This is a genomic window from Alicyclobacillus acidoterrestris (assembly GCF_022674245.1).
Lineage (GTDB): Bacteria > Bacillota > Bacilli > Alicyclobacillales > Alicyclobacillaceae > Alicyclobacillus > Alicyclobacillus acidoterrestris.
Genome location: NZ_CP080467.1, coordinates 3,133,821 through 3,150,356, shown reverse-complemented (window position 1 = coordinate 3,150,356; position 16,536 = coordinate 3,133,821). Strand labels below are relative to the sequence as shown.

Here is a 16,536-nt window from a genome sequence, read left to right as displayed (position 1 = left end):
TGTGATGGAGAGCGGATGGCCGCTCCCCGTCACAGCAGTGTGTTTCGGTGTATCACCAGATCTGATTGGCCAAGTCGACCACAAACTGCAGTTTGGCCCACTGTTCATCCTCTGTGAGCAAGTTTCCCTCTTCTGTCGACGCAAATCCGCATTGCGGACTTAAACACAGTTGTTCGAGCGGCACGTATTTTGTCGCCTCCTCGATTCTGCGCTTGATGTCGTCTGGGTTCTCCAGGTCTCCATGCTTGGATGTGACGAGGCCGAGGACGATGTTGAGATCGGGACGGTTGACAAATCGCAGCGGGCTAAAGTCGCCAGCCCTATTTGTGTCGTACTCGAGGAAAAAGCCGTCGATGTTCAACTGGCCAAACAGCACTTTGGCCACCGGCTCGTAGCCGCCCGAGGTCATCCACGACGAGCGGAAATTCCCACGGCAAATATGCATGGTCACGCGCAGGTCACTCGGCCTGTCGGCCAGCGCCTTGTTGATAATTTCGGCGTTTATCGCCTTGCGCTCCTCTGGGTCAATGCCCTGTGCCCGCATCTTCTCGAGCGATTCCTGCGAACAGAAGGAAGTTGCCCAGGACGTATCGTCGAGCTGGAGGTAGCGACAACCTGCGTCGTAGAACGCCCGAATGGCCTTTTTGTACGCCATCGCCAAATCGTCGTAATACGCTTCCTCGCTTTCGTAGACGCCATCCAGCACCTCACCCCGCATGTGCAGCATGCTAGGACTCGGAATTGCTAACTTCGATTGCGATCCGGCGATACTGTATAAGAACTTAAAGTCGTCCAGCATCGGGTGATTCGTAAAGCCAACTTTGTTGACGACGTGAATCGATCTCGACTTTGTCTGCGTATTGTGGAACTTCATGCCCTGTTCAGTGTCATATCCTTCCACGCCATCCAGGCCTTCTAGGAAGTCCAGGTGCCACCAAGCTCTCCGAAACTCTCCGTCGGTCACGCCTTGGAGTCCGATTTCCTTTTGTTTCTGGACGACGCGGGTGATTTCCTCGTTTTCAATTTCCCGCAGTTCGGCCTGCGAACGCTTCCCTTGCGCGCGTTGCTGTCGAGCGACTTTCAGGCGTTCGGGTCGCAATAGGCTGCCGACGTGATCGGCACGAAACGGTGCTGCCATGGAATCCACTCCTTTGATTTCTCTATCGTGGTCGGGCGAAACCTTCGTTAAGATTTCGACAATATAATTTCGGTACAAGATGCTACAAATCCTGTGTGAAGCGCAAATCATCTTTTAAAATGGACAAATTAACCTCCAAGATAACAATTTCCCACATGGTCCGTAGCGCTTGAATTTTATTTCTAAAAGCTATATATTAGCTTAGCGAAATAAAGTTGTGGAGGAGTTTGGAATATGGACGACAACAACACTTCTGTGTTGACGTTTTTTGATGGGCTACAGCGGTTGATTAGACTGATGCGCCGAACACGGCCGTGGGATGGACACTCCATTACCCGGGTTCAACGGTTTATCTTAACCACACTGACCACGCAAGGGCCGTGTACGATTGGTCAGTTGGCCGAGCGATTGGATGTTCGTCCAAGCACGATGTCGACGATGATTGACAGATTGGAACTCGCGAAGCTGGTGCGCCGGACGACGTCGCACGAGGATGCGCGCGTGAAGATTGTCGAGCTCACAGACGAGGGGAAAGCCATTGTCGAAAGTGTTCGCTCTGCAATTATGAAGGAACTGGCAGACTCATTTACTCAGCTAACGGAAGAGGAGCAGCAGACCTTTTCGAGACTTGTTGCGAAGTTGTCCGACATCTTGCAAAAACAACACGAGGGACATGACTGAACTTTAAAGGTGAAAGGTCGATAAGAACAAATGAGGTTTCTAACCAGATTTTCCTTGCGTAATCCGGTTGCCATTATCATCTTGGGCCTGTTGGTGGTCGTCGGGGGAATTGTCTCTGCCTTCTCGTTAAAGGAAGAGCTAATGCCTGACATTTCAATTCCAACCATCACGGTTGTCACGAGTTATCCGGGCGCTACGCCAAGTGAAGTGGCTGACGATGTGACCAGTCCGCTGGAGAAGGCGTTGAACGGTACTCAAGATGTTCAGCTCATCACATCAAACTCCGTTGCCAACACATCGGAAATCGAACTTCAACTGAACATCAACGCCAATCTCGACAAGGTTCAAGAAGCAGTGGAACAGACGGTTGAAAGAGTTCAGTTACCTAGTACCGCTGGCAAGCCGAGTGTGGAGTCCTTCTCACTGTCCAACGCACCGGTCTTGGAATTTACAGTTGCATCGACGAAAATCCCCATGCAGAAGCTTCAAGATCTCGTGAATAACACCGTTATCCCAGCCATGCAGGGCGTCTCCGGAGTCGCTTCGGTGAGCGCGTCTGGGGCGAATGCGGATGATGTGATTGTCACATTTGATGCAGCGAAGTTAAACAAGTACCACCTGACGTTACAGCAAGTAGAACAAACGCTGCAGAGCGACAATGTGACGATGCCGCTTGGTACGGCGACAGTGGGCAATCAAGTGCAGCCTGTGCAGTTGAATGGTCAGTATCAATCAATTGCGGACATTGAAAACTTGCCCCTCGCGGTACAAGCTGCACCCGCGGCGACGGCTTCAGTGCAAGCGATGGCTGGAACACGAGCTCAAACGACAGCCGCTCCCACGACCATTCCACTGAAAGATGTGGCCACAGTATCAGAGCAATCTCCGGTCAGTTCCATCAACCGCACCAATGGTCAACCCAGCATGATGCTTAGCGTCTACGAGGAAAATGACGCGAACACCGTTGCGGTTGTGAAAGCTGCCAAGGCCGAATTGACTGCGCTTCACAAACAACTGCCGAGCGGTGTGAACACCACGATGGTATACGACTCGTCGCAGATGATTACGAGTTCTATCAATGGTCTGTTGCACGAAGCGCTGCTGGGTGCTTTGTTCGCCGTGATCGTGATTTTATTGTTCTTGCGGAACTGGCTGACCACGTTGATTGCAGTGGTTTCGATTCCTGTTTCCATTTTATCTTCCATTATGTTGCTGAGTCGCTTTGGTGTGACGTTGAACATTATGACGCTCGGCGGGCTCGCCATTGCAACTGGGAGAGTCGTGGATGACAGCATTGTCGTCATTGAGAACATCTACCGCGCGTGGAAGAGTGGTTTGGGATACGGACGAAAGTTGGTCATGTACGCCACTGCAGAAGTTGGCAAGGCCATATTGTCTTCTTCCCTGGCGACAATTGCAGTCTTTTTGCCGCTTGCATTGGTTAGCGGGGTCGTCGGGAAGATCTTTGAACCGTTCGCGCTTACGGTCGTCTTCTCGCTCATATCCTCACTCATTGTGGCATTGACCATTGTGCCTTTGTTCGCGTGGTTGTTTGTGGTTCGTAAACCACCTAAAGGTAAAGTTGCAGCGTGGTTAAATGATGCGATGGTTGATAAGGCAGAGGGTACAATCCACCCCAGTTTGATTGATCAGACACATTCCGATGAAACGGGGACGACTGCACTGCGGCCAAAATGGCGGCCATGGCAGGTGGTGTATCGCAAGGCGCTCAGTTGGTGTCTGAATCACAAGTTGTGGGTCGTTCTTGGGACAGCGGTCGCCTTTGTGGCTTCCATCGCCGTTCTTCCGATTGTTGGTAGCACGTTTATGCCCAATTCGACCGCGCAGGAGGCGTCGGTATCCATCACGCTTCCCGTGGGTACACCGCTCGATGTGACGAACCAAAAAGCTCAACAGGTCGAAAACATCATTCGCAAGGACAAAGCGCAGATTGAGACCATCAACACGCAAGTGGGTGGCCAATCGGGAATGCTTGGCGGAACCGGGAGTTCGCAGACGAACACCGCGACATTGGACATTGCGCTCAAGCCGAGCGCCGACGTCAATCAGTTTATCTCCAAGGTTCAGAGTCAGACGCAGGCCTTGAATCGAGGAAACACAAAGATTCAAGTGCAAGGCGTATCTTCAGGTGGAGACCAGACTGCGTTTGACATCGTCGTCACAGGGCCGAATGATCGCGCGATTCAGTCCGCTGCCACGCAGATTACGAATCGACTGGCGAAGGTGCAAGGCCTATCCAACGTCTCGAACAATTTGTCGCAAAAGCAACCGGAAATTAGGATCGCGCCGGCGAAGGAGAAGATGGCGAAGTACGGCTTGACGGCTCAGGCAGTCGCCAATACGATTAGCGCCTATGTCTCTGAACAAAGGATCGGATCCGTCACCCTCGATGGACAAGCACACGATATGGATGTGGCACTTAAGCCTGCAGGGAGCCTCAACAGTCTGTCAGCAATTCGTGATTTGCCGGTCATGACGACGGCGACAGGACAGGTGGTTCTCGGTGATGTGGCTACAGTTGCGCGTGCCCAAACGCCAACCTCTGTATTGCACGAAAACGGACATTCGTATGTGGAGGTAACCGCAGACTACACGTCGAACAAGACAAATCAAGTGCAAAAAACGGCCATGCAGGCGATTCAATCGCTGCATCTGCCACACGGGGTACAAGTGCAGCAGTCCATCTCGAATCAGCAAAATTCGCAGGATATGGCGAGCCTTGTTGAAGCTATTGGCGCCGCTGTGGTCATTGTGTATATCGTGATGCTCATTACCTTTGGCGAGTGGTCCGCACCGTTTGCGATTCTGTTCTCGATGCCTGTCGCGTTGATTGGGGCGTTCTTCGGTTCGCTCGTGACGAAACAGCCAATTAGCGTCTCTTCCATGATTGGTATTCTCATGTTGATGGGCATTGTCGTGACCAACGCCATTGTCCTTGTGGGGCGCGTCGAGCAACAGCGGAGCCTCGGTTTGACCATTCGGGAAGCGCTGCTTGAAGCGGGGACCACGCGACTGCGTCCGATTCTGATGACGGCCATCGCCACGATATGTGCGCTGTTGCCACTGGCCTTCGGCTCATCAGAGGGTCTGCTATTGTCACAAGGGCTTGCGGTGGTGGTTATTGGCGGCATTGTCACGTCGACCATTTTGACCCTGTGTATCGTCCCGCTCATGTACGAATTGTTACATTACCGAGTGGCACGTCGCGAGCGTAGACGAATGGCTCACACGCATACGCATTAAGTCTGCCTTGTTTCGTAGAGGCGTAATCAATAAACAGATTAGGCAGTCGGCGCATGTGCCGACTGCCTAATGATGTGTTATTGAAGGCTTTCCAAATCACATTGTTGTAGAGGTACAACCTTGGTTTTCTTGATGAATTTATAACCTAGCCACAAGATCACGAAGAGTGGAATTCCAATATATGTGGCAACGACGCTGTGCCAGTCGATATGTCCGCCTGTGAATCCACTGTAGTCCTGCCCCACGACCACAACGAGGCACAGTACAAATGCCAATATGGTTCCAAACGGGTACCATTTGGCTTTGTACTTGAGGTCAGATAAATCCCGGCCTTGAGCCAGATAAGCCTGTCGAAACCGATAGTGGCAAATCGAGATGCCGAGCCAGGCGATAAATCCTGATAAACCGGAGGCATTCACCATCCAGGTGTACACGATCCCATTGCCAAACAGAGATGACGAAAACGAAACTAACCCCAGTGCTAGGGTGACGAACAAGGCGTAGACCGGTACACCTCGGCGGTTGACCTTTCCGAGAAACTTGGGCGCTTTTCCCTGCCGCGATAACGCGAATAGCATGCGCGATGAGGCGTAAACCGCAGAATTTCCCGCAGACAACACAGCCGTTAAGATAATCGCGTTCATGACAGCAGCCGCGAACGCGAACCCTGCCCGCTTAAAAACCAGTGTGAACGGGCTAATTGCAATGTTATTGACGCCCGTTTTTAGCAAGTTCGGATCTGTATATGGGATAAGCATTCCAATCACAAAGATGGCGAGAATATAGAAAATCAAAATGCGCCAGAACACTTGGTGAATGGCTTTGGGAATGGTCTTTGCAGGGTTTTCGCTCTCTCCCGCTGCGAGGCCAATGACTTCCGTCCCTTGAAACGCAAACCCGGCGACTAGAACGGTACTGAAGATAGCTGTCGCACCTCCGTGGAAAGGAGAACCTCCAGTATTGAAGTGAGTGAAGCCGACGGAATGCCCGCCTAAAATCCCGACAATCATCAGCAGGCCCATCACGATAAAAATAAGGATAGTCGCGACTTTAATGCTGGCAAACCAGTATTCGCCTTCACCATAACCCTTCACGGAAATGATGTTGAGCAATAGCAAGATGAGTAAAAATATACCGCTCCACAGGATAGATGGGGAGTGAGGGAACCAGTATTTCATCACCAACGCGCCTGCGGACAATTCTGCTGGCAGTGTAACCGCCCAGTTAAACCAATAATTCCATCCGAGCGCGAAGCCAAACGACTCGTCCACAAAGCGACTGGCGTAGGTTTCAAATGATCCAGCCACAGGCAAAAACGTCGCCATTTCCCCGAGACCGGTCATGACAAAATACACCATGATGCCGACGATGACATAAGCGAGCAAGGCGCCGCCCGGACCCGCAGTGGATATGGATGATCCACTGGCGACAAATAACCCTGTTCCGATGGCGCCACCGATGGCTAACATGGATAAATGGCGGGATCGTAACCCCCTTTGGAGATTTCCTGAATCGACACGAGCGTTGTGATGCAATGAAAACTTCCCCCTTATTGGTATGGTGATTACCAATAAGTGACTTCCTAAGATGAGCACAAAAAAGCCCTGAGCAGTTCACTCAAGGCTCGTATGACGCGCGTCAAAAACGGTGTCATCAGGGCGAATGATAGCGCTCCACACTTGTGGCAGTGCTGCACATGTTCTGTGCAACCCCAGCTGTATTGCGGCAAGCAGACGCAATACGCTTCGGCAGCATTTCCTTTCCTGTCACTTCAACGCTGCTTAACTCCATGACAGTACTCTTAAATGCCGCGCCTCTATCTTAGTATTCACTTATACTTGGATAAGTATTGTCGCTATGGATGCGCCCGTCAATGTAAAATTTTTCTTTCGACGCATACACCCGGGTTCATGTATACCGCTCGCGAGAGGATACTCAACTATTGGTCTTGCCTGGCGGGTTCATGCCTCATAGGCGTGTAGACGGTCGTGAATAAACTGTAATTCCTATCCCTTTGAAATCCTAATTTTTCCGCCAGCTGATACGATGGCACATTTTGCGTGTCGCAACTCCAATATGGTGTAACGTCTCTATCCAAACAGCTTTGAATGAATTGTCGGGCAAGTTGGTAGCCAACACCTTGGCCACGTGTCGATTTGTTTACCTCGATCGATAGTTCTGCTGATTTTCCCCCGACAAAAGCCGCGTGACATCGTCCTAATATCGTGCCATTTGGGGCCAGAGCAATCCATCCTACATCGTGTCGCAAGTAATTTTCGATGTCGCCCCACATCCCGATAACCTCTTTGCGCAGCGATTCGTGCGACTCAATGAGGGCTTTATCGATTCGAATGATCCCTTCTGATAGTTTGATAGGGTCAAGAGATTCGAATTGTTGTCTGTCGAATCGGAATTGTGTCCGGTTGATGCGGAACACCTTGTAGCCAAAAATGCGAAATATTAACGCGTCCCAGGTGTCAGACGCTGCTGACCAAAATAGGTGAATTTTTCTGGACGATACATCCCCAGCAAAAAATAGTCACTTGTAATCAAGCCAGTGTCGCTGATGTCTGATTCGATAAAACACCTAATCTTTGATCAACTCAAAAAGTTCCGCGATAAGAACCGTGTCGTGTGTCAACGGGACCCCTTCTGCGGCCATGCCATTCCAAGCATTCATATGATCTCTTTGAAATTTTTTCACATCCTCTCCGGCGCCCTCACCGTGAACGAGTCGTGGGTCCGGATTTCCGAACGTCGTTTCGAATACTTCGACGTGACGGACGTTACATCGTGGTGTACCGAATTTATCTGTAACGGTACACACGGTTCCAACGAGCGCATAGGTTTTTTCTAATTCTTCTGCGGTGTAGGAGATTTTCGGAGCGCAGGTCGCGGTTTTCGTCCCGTCAATGATTTGTTGAATCAGTCTCTCTCCGATTCCGTTATCTCCTTCCCATCCGTAGTGATACTGGTTCTCGTAGATTTTCATTCGTTATAAATCCTTTCGCGACGTTTCGGAGAATATCGTCGTTTCTCATGCAATTCGGCTATTTGCCGATAGCGTTGTACAAACACCAGTTGTAGATTGATGACTGGTATGACGAATAGCGATTCGGGTATTGAGTTGTCGGATGACCTCTTTCCATTTTAATTCATTTTTATCAGAATTGTTTATGCGATATTTGATATTTTTTGATATTTATCGATGCATAGGAGTGGGGATTGTGAACTTTCGCGATGTGACGTTCCGTCAAGCGACAGTGAAAGATTTGGACGCAATTGTGCAGATGCTCGCGGTCGAGGTATTGGCAGTCAGTTGATTCGATGGGTTATTCGACGATCGAAAGAACGTGGGTGTCACATGGTTCAATTGACGACGGACAGACAGCGGGTAGATGCGCTGAGATTTTACGAACGGCTGGGATTTCAGGCTACACATGTTGGACTGAAATTGCATATTTGAGATTGCCCCAACAAGCCGCATACCCCTGGTGTCACCTGGGTACGTTAACGCCTAAATACGACAGGACAGGGTGGTATGTATGCGCGAGTCCAACCGCACGGCACTTCTCCGGACATCGAGTATGCTAGGGCTCACCGGACACCCAACTGGGGAGCGCGTGCTGCAGGCAGAGGTCATGGAAACATTGGCTCCATCGCCGCGACGAGGGTTTGGTGAAATCCCGCTTGGCGTTGACAGGGTACCGAAAAGTTCCGTATAATCTGCTTCAAACTACATGTGACAAATTCGTTGACGAAGACGAGTACAAACGAGTCTGGTTGTACGGCGGTGCGATGATTCGTCATTGGCACGCGATTAGAGAGATGTTGCCGTGGCTGCAAGCAACATCCAACCTCCGTTTGGAAGGACAGCTTCAGAGAACCGAAATCAACGGGCGGGTGTGGAAATGACTGTGGCCCTAAAGTTTCGGCGTGGGTGCGCGTTAAGCCAATTGAGAGGAACACAAATCTGTTCAAACAGGGTGGCACCGCGGAAGCGCTCTTTCGTCCCTGTCGGTTACGACCGGCATCGACGAAAGAGCGTTTTTTGTCTAGGAGAATGGCGGGTGCCGCCCATGAGAAAGAGATGGAGGAGGAGATTAAGATGGAGATTCAACGCCCTCGCGGGACGGCAGATCTGTTGCCCGGTACGGTGGAAGCGTGGCAGGTCTTGGAGCGTATCGTGCGCGATACGCTGGCGACTGCGAACTATCAAGAGATTCGTACGCCAGTCTTTGAACACACCGAATTGTTTGAGCGCGGTGTGGGCGATACCACTGATATTGTGTCAAAAGAGATGTACACGTTCGAGGATAGAGGCGGACGTTCGGTCACACTGCGGCCGGAAGGTACGGCGGGTGTCGTGCGAGCTTATGTGGAAAACAAGTTGTATGGGCAAGGGAGCATTTCCAAGCTGTACTACATTGGACCGATGTTTCGTTATGAGAAGCCACAAAAGGGGCGGTTTCGGCAATTTCATCAGTATGGTGTCGAGGTTTTGGGATCCGAGGGGCCTGCAATTGATGCAGAGGTGATTCACCTCAACTTGACCGTGCTCCAGCGAATTGGGCTGAAGAACCTACAGGTGGAGCTGAACAGTGTCGGATGCAGTGTGTGTCGCCCACGGCACAAAGCGCAGATGGTGGCACTGCTGACGCCAAGGCGGGATGAGTTGTGCAAAGAGTGTCAAGAGCGTCTCGAGAAGAACCCGCTGCGCATTTTCGACTGTAAAAATGAGCACTGCCACACGGTGCTCAAGGAAGTCGGCGCGCCGTACATCACTGATGTGTTGTGTGAGGACTGTAGTGAGCACTTTCAGTCCGTACAGGCTTATCTCACTGCGATGTCCGTGCCATTTGTGGTGCAAAAAGACTTGGTGCGCGGTCTCGACTATTACACGCGCACGGCGTGGGAAGTTACATCGCCAGGGTTTACGACGATTGCCGGCGGCGGGCGTTACAACGGGCTCGTGGAGCAAGTTGGTGGGCCTGCGACGGCAGGTATTGGATTCGGTGGTGGCATAGAACGGGCGTTGTGGGTACTGGCTGAGCAGGGCGGCAGCCTGACGGATGCACACACGATCGACGCATTCGTCGCGGTGGCCGATACCAGTGCCGAGCGCACGGCGATGGCGGTATTGGCTACGCTGAGAGGCCGAGGTATTTCTGCGGATAGGGATTATCAGGGGCGTGGTATGAAGTCGCAGTTTAAGTTGGCGGATCGGATGAATGCCAAGTTCGTGGTGATTCTCGGCGAAGCGGAGTTGGCTTCTGGCAAGGCGACGGTGAAGGACTTGGCGACGGGGCAGCAGGAAGAAGTGCCGTTTGCAGAGCTTGCGAGCTTGATTGAAGAGCGGGTTAAAGGCGCCGCAGTGGGAGGACATGAGGCATGAGTACATCAGAACGGTTGATTCGGGAACATCAAATTGAACAGACCCTTACGACGCCCATTGGACAAGTTGTTACGTTGGGCGGCTGGGTGCAGCGCCGCCGCGATTTTGGCAGTGTCATTTTCGTGGATTTGCGCGACCGTTCCGGTTTGGTTCAACTTGTGTTCGATCGCGCCCGCGGCACGAGCGAATCCGCGATGGCGGCAGCTGACAAGTTGCGCAACGAATTCGTCATCGTCGCGCGTGGCACGGTTGCGGCGCGTGACGAGGCGTCCATCAACCCGAAGTTGGAGACGGGGCATATCGAGATTGTCGTTCACGACGTCGTTGTCGAGAACACGGCGAAGAATCCTCCGTTTTACATTCAGGACGGCGTCGAGGTCGATGAGACGGTCCGCTTGCGCTACCGCTATCTCGATTTGCGGCGACCGGAGATGCAGCGCATGCTCATGCTTCGCCATCAGGTCATCAGGGCCTTTCGGGCGTTTCTCGACGACAACGGGTTTATCGAGATGGAGACGCCGATTCTCACCAAGAGCACGCCAGAAGGTGCGCGGGACTACCTCGTGCCGAGCCGCTTGCAGGCAGGTGAGTTTTACGCCCTGCCGCAGTCGCCACAGATCTTTAAGCAGTTGCTGATGGTTTCCGGGATGGAGCGCTACTACCAGGTGGCGCGGTGCTTCCGGGACGAGGATTTGCGGGCGGACAGGCAGCCGGAGTTCACCCAGCTGGACATCGAGACGTCGTTCCTCTCGGCCGAGGCGCTGCAGTCGATGATGGAGATGATGGTGCAGAAAGTGCTGCGGGATGTGGCGGGTATCGAGATCGAAATTCCGTTTATGCGCCTGCCGTATCACGAGGCGATGGAGCGGTATGGTTCGGATAAGCCGGATCTGCGCTACGACATGGCGTTTGTCAATCTCGAGGAGACGCTCAAGGGGACGGATTTCCGAGTCTTTGCCGATCCGCTGGCAGCCGGCGGCACAGTAAAGGCCTTGGTGGCACCTGGGGTCGCATCCTACAGCCGCAAGCAACTGGACGATTTGGTGGCCTTCGTGAAGCCGTATGGCCTCAAGGGGCTCGCTTACATCGCGGTTGCGCAAGACGGCGGGATGAAGTCGTCCATTGGCAAGTTTTTCACCGAGGAGCAATTGGCGGAGATTGTCCGGGTCTGCGAGGCGAAGCCTGGCGATTTGATTCTCATCGCCGCAGCGAGCCGCAAGGAAGTGCACGCAGCCCTTGGTGCGCTGCGCGTGCATCTGGCTGAGGAGTTGGGACTGGCGGATCCGAATGTCTATAAGTTCCTCTGGGTGACGGATTTCCCGCTGCTCAGCTACGACGAAGAGGAAGGTCGCTATGTGGCTGAGCACCATCCGTTCACGATGCCGCGCTACGAGGATGTCGATCTCCTCACGACATCCCCTGAAAAAGTGAAAGCACAGGCGTACGACATGGTGCTTAACGGCTTTGAAATCGGCGGCGGCTCCATGCGTATCTACCGTCGCGACATCCAGGAGAAGATGTTTGCAGCACTGGGCTTTACGCCGGAGGAAGCGTACGACAAGTTCGGCTTCTTGCTCGACGCGTTCGAGTACGGCACGCCGCCGCACGGGGGCATTGCGTTCGGGATTGACCGCATTGTGATGTTGCTCGGCCACGGCAAATCGCTGCGCGATGTCATCGCATTCCCGAAGACGTCGAGCGGCACGGATTTGTTGATGGAGGCGCCGAGCACCGTCTCGCAAGCGCAGCTCGACATGTTACACTTGTCCATCAAGAAAAAGTAACGAATCGACGCCTGCCCTTCGTCTGTTGGCGGCTGGTGCGTCGCATGGCATGGCATCGCACTGTGAGCCGCACCTTGCCAACGGATGTGTGAGCGTGTTAACATAAGACTAACAAAACGACGCCCTGCGGTGTTGGTGACAGCCCGCAGTGTTTTGTTCCAACACCTTTTTGATAGGGAGTCCGGACGTCACCGGGGACTGTAACGTACGCCTGCTTGTCAGGACACGAGACCTCCTTGGGCAGGACACCCACCTGCGCGAGCAGGATCAAAACCTTGGGTTGCACGGCAATTGCGGGGCGCCGCTGAGATGAATGAGACGCGCGATATCCTGGCTGGATATCGCGCTTTTTGCATGTGGTGCGCGCCACGCGGATTAGTTGTAGAGCAAGTGTGGTTCTGAGGTACCATCACGCAGGTTTTGAAGCGCGTCTTTTCGGGTGCAAGCTTTTTGTTATAATAATGTTGAGTAAACGACTGGGATTAAATTATGATTGCGGGGGAACGGCTTGAAAATATCTACGAAGGGCCGCTATGGCCTGATGCTGCTTGTCGATCTTGCACAGCAAGGTTCGGACAGCCCTATTTCCTTGAAATCGATTGCCGAACGCCAGAAATTGTCCGAGCACTATCTGGAGCAATTGATTGCCCCGCTTCGCAATGCGGGATTTGTACGGAGTATCCGCGGAGCCTACGGTGGGTATGTGTTGGCGAAGAACCCTCAAGACATCGTGGTGAAGGATATCATCTTGACACTGGAGGGCCCTATCACCATTGTCGATGAGGACTTTGATGACGGCTTGCACGCGCTATGGGCACGTTTGCGCAAGGCCATCACGGATGTCCTCGAAGACGTCACGCTTCAGGATTTGGTTGAGATGCGAATTGGCGATGAGCACGGGTTTATGTTTTATATTTGACGCGCGACAGTGCGCCTAGGGCCAAAGGGGATTACGACGGAGCCCTGCGGCGCACAGGAGTTTGGGCGTATGTTGGAATGTAGTGGCACGACGAACTTGGGGGCATGCGGGAGCGAGCGACCACTGGGGCTGCGGGCCTACCGGTATTCGGGTGGTCGTTGAAACCGGGCGGCCTCGGGAGGAATAAGGTCGATTTTGTGCCTTATTTTTGTGATTTGGGTTTATCCGGCGGCTTTTAGACAAAATAAATGCCTTAAATGGCCCGCATCGATGAAAAAACGTCGGAAAATGGGCAAATAGGGTAATTTTCATGCCTTATTGGGCTGTGAATGCGCCACAATGTCTTATTAAGACATCCTACGCCCACGATCCGGCAGCGGATCCCGGCCCCGGCGCCCAAACCTGTGACCCGGCAGCGGCCCCCGGCCCCTGGTCCTCCGCCCCAGCCCCGCCCCACGCGTGTTAGGAATGGAGACGAGAATGCATGATTTATTTGGACAACGCGGCGACGACCCGGGTGTCGGAGTCTGTTCGGGCCGCGATGGTGCCGTTTTTGGAGGGACAGTACGGAAATCCATCGAGCATTCACCAGGTTGGCAGGCAAGCGCGCCAGGCAGTGGATAGCGCCCGCCGCCGTATTGCCGCTTGGCTTGGGTGCAGTCCGCGCGACATCATCTTTACGAGTGGCGGGACGGAGGCGGATGCCAGTGCGCTCACGGGTGCCTATCTGGCTCGTCGCGAGACGAAGCGGCATATTATCACCTCCGCAGTGGAGCACCATGCCGTTTTGCACACGCTCGACTTTTTGCAGTCGATCGGCGCTGAGGTGACGGTGCTGCCTGTCGATCAAGACGGGCGCGTTCGAGTGGATGATGTGGTTTCCGCGTTGCGCGAGGACACGTGCGTCGTGAGCATTATGGCGGTGAATAACGAAATTGGGACAGTGGAGCCGATTGCTGAGATCGTTCAGGCAATCAAGGCGGTAAATCCGTCCGTTCTCGTCCATTCTGACATGGTGCAGGCGCTACCGGTTGTCGCTCATCCGCTGACGCAGTGGCCGGTGGATATGGCGACCTTCTCCGCGCATAAAATTCATGGCCCGAAGGGCATCGGAGTGTTGTATCTGCGCAAGGACATCCCCTGGCGGCCGATGCTGTACGGCGGTCAACAGGAGGCACGTCGCCGCGGCGGTACGGAAAACGTAGCCGGGATTGTCGGATTTGGCGCTGCGGTAGATGCGATCACGACGAATTTTGAGGGTCGGGTTAGTCACTTGCAGCATTTGCACCAGCTATTCTTCGATGCCATCACCAAGCGGTGTCGCGTCGTGAGAATCAGCCCGCCTGACGCCGCGCCGACGATTCTTTCTGTGGCATTTCCCGGGGTGCGAAACGATACGCTGTTGATGCGGCTTGATTTGGCAGGGGTGGCGGCGTCGGCCGGATCGGCATGTACAGCTGGTAGCCTGCAGCCTAGTCACGTCATCGAGGCGATTGGCCAGACGGAGCACTTGAACGAGGCCGTCCGCTTCAGTTTCAGTGACGATTTGACGGACGACGACATTTTGCAGGCGGCAGATATCGTGTGCAGTACAGTTGAGGCACTTCTCCCTTAACTGCGAGTACAGTCGTTTGTGATGTTTCGTAAGTGGCTTTCATTCACTTATCCAGTTTCTGCATTGCAATGGCCTGTCGGGAGGGTTACGATTACGACGGGCAGTTTTTTGGGCTTCTATTTCGGGATCGAAAATATTGAGCCCGTGAATGGAATGATGGATTTTTCTCATAATTTGGTTTGTGAGGAGAAGTCTTCGGGCATGCTGTGTTCGTAATACTTCTCAACGGAGAACCAGTCGTCACCGAGTACGTCCAAATGAATAGATGAAGGGGAGGATTCCACATGAGGTGTCCAAACTGTACAAGTCGGGATATCGGCAAGATTGGCGCGAACCAATACTATTGTTGGAGTTGTTTTAAAGAGTTTAACGTCGCTGGTGAAGAGGTTCGAGTTTACGATGTGGCGGAAGACGGTTCACTCGTCGTCAGTGAGAACGTTGCGGACGAGCTTGAGTTCGGCACAGGTGTATAAACGGAATACGTGATATCGCGTTCTGGCTGCTGATGCGTGGAGATCAGTGGCCTATTTTGTTTTGTTCACTGGGCAGCGGGCAGACCGTACAATCCGATTGCCGAAGCCGCAAAACCACCGACACAGGAGATGAGTACATAGGCGATGGCGGTCAATTCGCGCTGTTCGCGAAAGAGGCTGACCGCTTCGAACGAAAACGTCGAAAACGTCGTGTATGCGCCGCAGACGCCGACGCCAAGTATCAGCATGGGGGCAGATCCGAGGCTTGGGAAATAGGCGTGCAAGTCGCGGGTAAACCAGCCGAGTAAGAATGATCCGGTAATGTTGATGATGAGGGTGGGGTACGGAAACTGGATGTCAAATCGGGTGTTGATCAAGCGCGTCACCTGATAGCGAAGGAGTGCGCCGATAATGCCGCCGATTCCGACAAGCAACCAATTCATCGCGCCATACCTCCACGCCCGCGTTCCAGCCAATGCATGTGCAGCTTTGCGAGTAGATAGCCAAAATAAGACAGGATGAGGCCGCCGACGATAGAGAGCAGGATGTATCCGAGTGACGCGAGGACTTGTCCATTTTTATACAGCTTCCAGGCGTCGATTGTAAATGTGGAGAAGGTCGTGAATGCGCCAATGAAGCCTGTCCCAATCCCCAGGCGGACGTTCGGTGACAAGGGTAGGAACTGACCAGATATTGTATTGAGCCAGCCCAGAACGAGGCACCCCGACCAATTGCTGATGAGCGTAGCAATATTGAGGCCATTCAGGGTCCCCAGCCACTCGCTTACGCCATAACGAAGAATGGCGCCGAGAAACCCACCTATCGCCACAGCGATATATGCCATTGCCCAAAACCTCCTTCCGAAAAATCCGGGACTTGTCCGACAGCCATATCAAGACGGGCCGAGGACGCCGAAGTAAGTATCCCTAAGTATAAAGAAGTGCCTCGCGGTGCGTAAAGTGGACAGACTCGATTGGCTGGCACAGAGATGACTGAGGTCCGATAGACTAAAGCCCGATCGATGAGGTAAAAATTCTGCGGCAGTGGGAATCTTAGGCCATAGTGAGCGTGATCGCAAACGGTCGTTTGCGGCTGTCTAAATCCTTACCTGACAAGCGAGTCGCATCTGTGGCGACTCGCTTTTGTCTGTGTCTTCGGGAACTGGATAAATGAGGAGGCGCCTTGTTGCATATACTGTGAAGAACTTGTACAGCCTGTCCGCCACAGAGGCGACAGGCGTCATGAACGAACCATCGTCACTGGAGGA

16 protein-coding genes, 1 other RNA gene and 1 riboswitch are annotated in these 16,536 nt (G+C 53.1%); of the genes, 11 read left to right on the top strand and 6 right to left on the bottom strand.

Annotation, left to right across the window (positions count from 1 at the left end):
• Positions 1-52: 52 nt before the first annotated feature.
• On the bottom strand, positions 53-1,138 hold the full coding sequence (locus K1I37_RS15570; RefSeq protein ID WP_021298597.1) for a 5-methyltetrahydropteroyltriglutamate--homocysteine S-methyltransferase: 1,086 nt from the start codon (positions 1,136-1,138) through the stop codon (positions 53-55).
• 234 nt (positions 1,139-1,372) lie between these two features.
• On the opposite strand from K1I37_RS15570, the gene K1I37_RS15565 reads away from it, so the two are divergent.
• Together K1I37_RS15565 and K1I37_RS15560 are read left to right on the top strand one after the other, a co-directional pair.
• Positions 1,373-1,819 carry a MarR family winged helix-turn-helix transcriptional regulator gene (locus K1I37_RS15565; RefSeq protein ID WP_021298596.1) on the top strand — a complete coding sequence of 149 codons (447 nt, stop codon included), beginning with the start codon at positions 1,373-1,375 and terminating at the stop codon, positions 1,817-1,819.
• A 30-nt stretch (positions 1,820-1,849) separates the two neighbouring features.
• Positions 1,850-5,083, top strand: a complete 3,234-nt coding sequence (locus K1I37_RS15560) for an efflux RND transporter permease subunit (protein ID WP_081654299.1) — start codon at positions 1,850-1,852, stop codon at positions 5,081-5,083.
• A gap of 77 nt (positions 5,084-5,160) precedes the next feature.
• Here the strand turns inward: K1I37_RS15560 and K1I37_RS15555 are convergent, their stop codons facing one another.
• From K1I37_RS15555 to K1I37_RS15550, 3 genes are all read right to left on the bottom strand, one after another.
• On the bottom strand, positions 5,161-6,552 hold the full coding sequence (locus tag K1I37_RS15555; protein ID WP_021298594.1) for an amino acid permease: 1,392 nt from the start codon (positions 6,550-6,552) through the stop codon (positions 5,161-5,163).
• Between the two features lie 189 nt (positions 6,553-6,741).
• Positions 6,742-6,910, bottom strand: a riboswitch (Lysine riboswitch).
• A gap of 112 nt (positions 6,911-7,022) precedes the next feature.
• Positions 7,023-7,589: a GNAT family N-acetyltransferase gene (locus K1I37_RS21970; protein ID WP_081654298.1), complete on the bottom strand. Its 567-nt coding sequence runs from the start codon at positions 7,587-7,589 to the stop codon at positions 7,023-7,025.
• 81 nt (positions 7,590-7,670) lie between these two features.
• Positions 7,671-8,075: a hypothetical protein gene (locus tag K1I37_RS15550; RefSeq protein WP_021298592.1), complete on the bottom strand. Its 405-nt coding sequence runs from the start codon at positions 8,073-8,075 to the stop codon at positions 7,671-7,673.
• A gap of 327 nt (positions 8,076-8,402) precedes the next feature.
• On the opposite strand from K1I37_RS15550, the gene K1I37_RS15545 reads away from it, so the two are divergent.
• The 9 genes from K1I37_RS15545 (at position 8,403) to K1I37_RS15510 (ending at position 15,269) form a co-directional block, all read left to right on the top strand.
• Entirely contained in the window at positions 8,403-8,549 is a 147-nt protein-coding gene (locus K1I37_RS15545) for a GNAT family N-acetyltransferase (RefSeq protein WP_322790864.1), read from the top strand.
• A 79-nt stretch (positions 8,550-8,628) separates the two neighbouring features.
• Entirely contained in the window at positions 8,629-8,808 is a 180-nt protein-coding gene (locus K1I37_RS15540; protein ID WP_152498883.1) for a hypothetical protein, read from the top strand.
• Positions 8,774-8,998: a hypothetical protein gene (locus K1I37_RS22090; protein WP_456057544.1), complete on the top strand. Its 225-nt coding sequence runs from the start codon at positions 8,774-8,776 to the stop codon at positions 8,996-8,998. The genes K1I37_RS15540 and K1I37_RS22090 overlap by 35 nt, the downstream gene beginning before the upstream one ends.
• A gap of 193 nt (positions 8,999-9,191) precedes the next feature.
• Entirely contained in the window at positions 9,192-10,478 is a 1,287-nt protein-coding gene (gene hisS / locus K1I37_RS15535) for a histidine--tRNA ligase (protein ID WP_021298589.1), read from the top strand.
• Positions 10,475-12,262, top strand: coding sequence for an aspartate--tRNA ligase (aspS, locus tag K1I37_RS15530; RefSeq protein WP_021298588.1), 1,788 nt, complete (start codon positions 10,475-10,477; stop codon positions 12,260-12,262). Before hisS ends, aspS begins: the two co-directional genes overlap by 4 nt.
• A 118-nt stretch (positions 12,263-12,380) precedes the next feature.
• A non-coding RNA gene (gene ssrS, locus K1I37_RS15525) (6S RNA) lies at positions 12,381-12,566 on the top strand.
• Between the two features lie 204 nt (positions 12,567-12,770).
• Entirely contained in the window at positions 12,771-13,181 is a 411-nt protein-coding gene (gene cymR, locus K1I37_RS15520) for a cysteine metabolism transcriptional regulator CymR (protein WP_021298587.1), read from the top strand.
• Positions 13,182-13,665: 484 nt separating this feature from the next.
• Positions 13,666-14,796 carry a cysteine desulfurase family protein gene (locus K1I37_RS15515; RefSeq protein ID WP_021298586.1) on the top strand — a complete coding sequence of 377 codons (1,131 nt, stop codon included), beginning with the start codon at positions 13,666-13,668 and terminating at the stop codon, positions 14,794-14,796.
• 284 nt (positions 14,797-15,080) lie between these two features.
• Positions 15,081-15,269, top strand: coding sequence for a hypothetical protein (locus K1I37_RS15510; protein WP_021298585.1), 189 nt, complete (start codon positions 15,081-15,083; stop codon positions 15,267-15,269).
• 65 nt (positions 15,270-15,334) lie between these two features.
• On the opposite strand, the gene crcB (K1I37_RS15505) is transcribed toward K1I37_RS15510, so the two are convergent.
• Both crcB (K1I37_RS15505) and crcB (K1I37_RS15500) read right to left on the bottom strand, forming a co-directional pair.
• Positions 15,335-15,712 carry a fluoride efflux transporter CrcB gene (gene crcB / locus K1I37_RS15505; protein ID WP_021298584.1) on the bottom strand — a complete coding sequence of 126 codons (378 nt, stop codon included), beginning with the start codon at positions 15,710-15,712 and terminating at the stop codon, positions 15,335-15,337.
• Entirely contained in the window at positions 15,709-16,113 is a 405-nt protein-coding gene (gene crcB, locus K1I37_RS15500) for a fluoride efflux transporter CrcB (protein ID WP_021298583.1), read from the bottom strand. The genes crcB (K1I37_RS15505) and crcB (K1I37_RS15500) overlap by 4 nt, the downstream gene beginning before the upstream one ends.
• Positions 16,114-16,536: the final 423 nt, after the last annotated feature.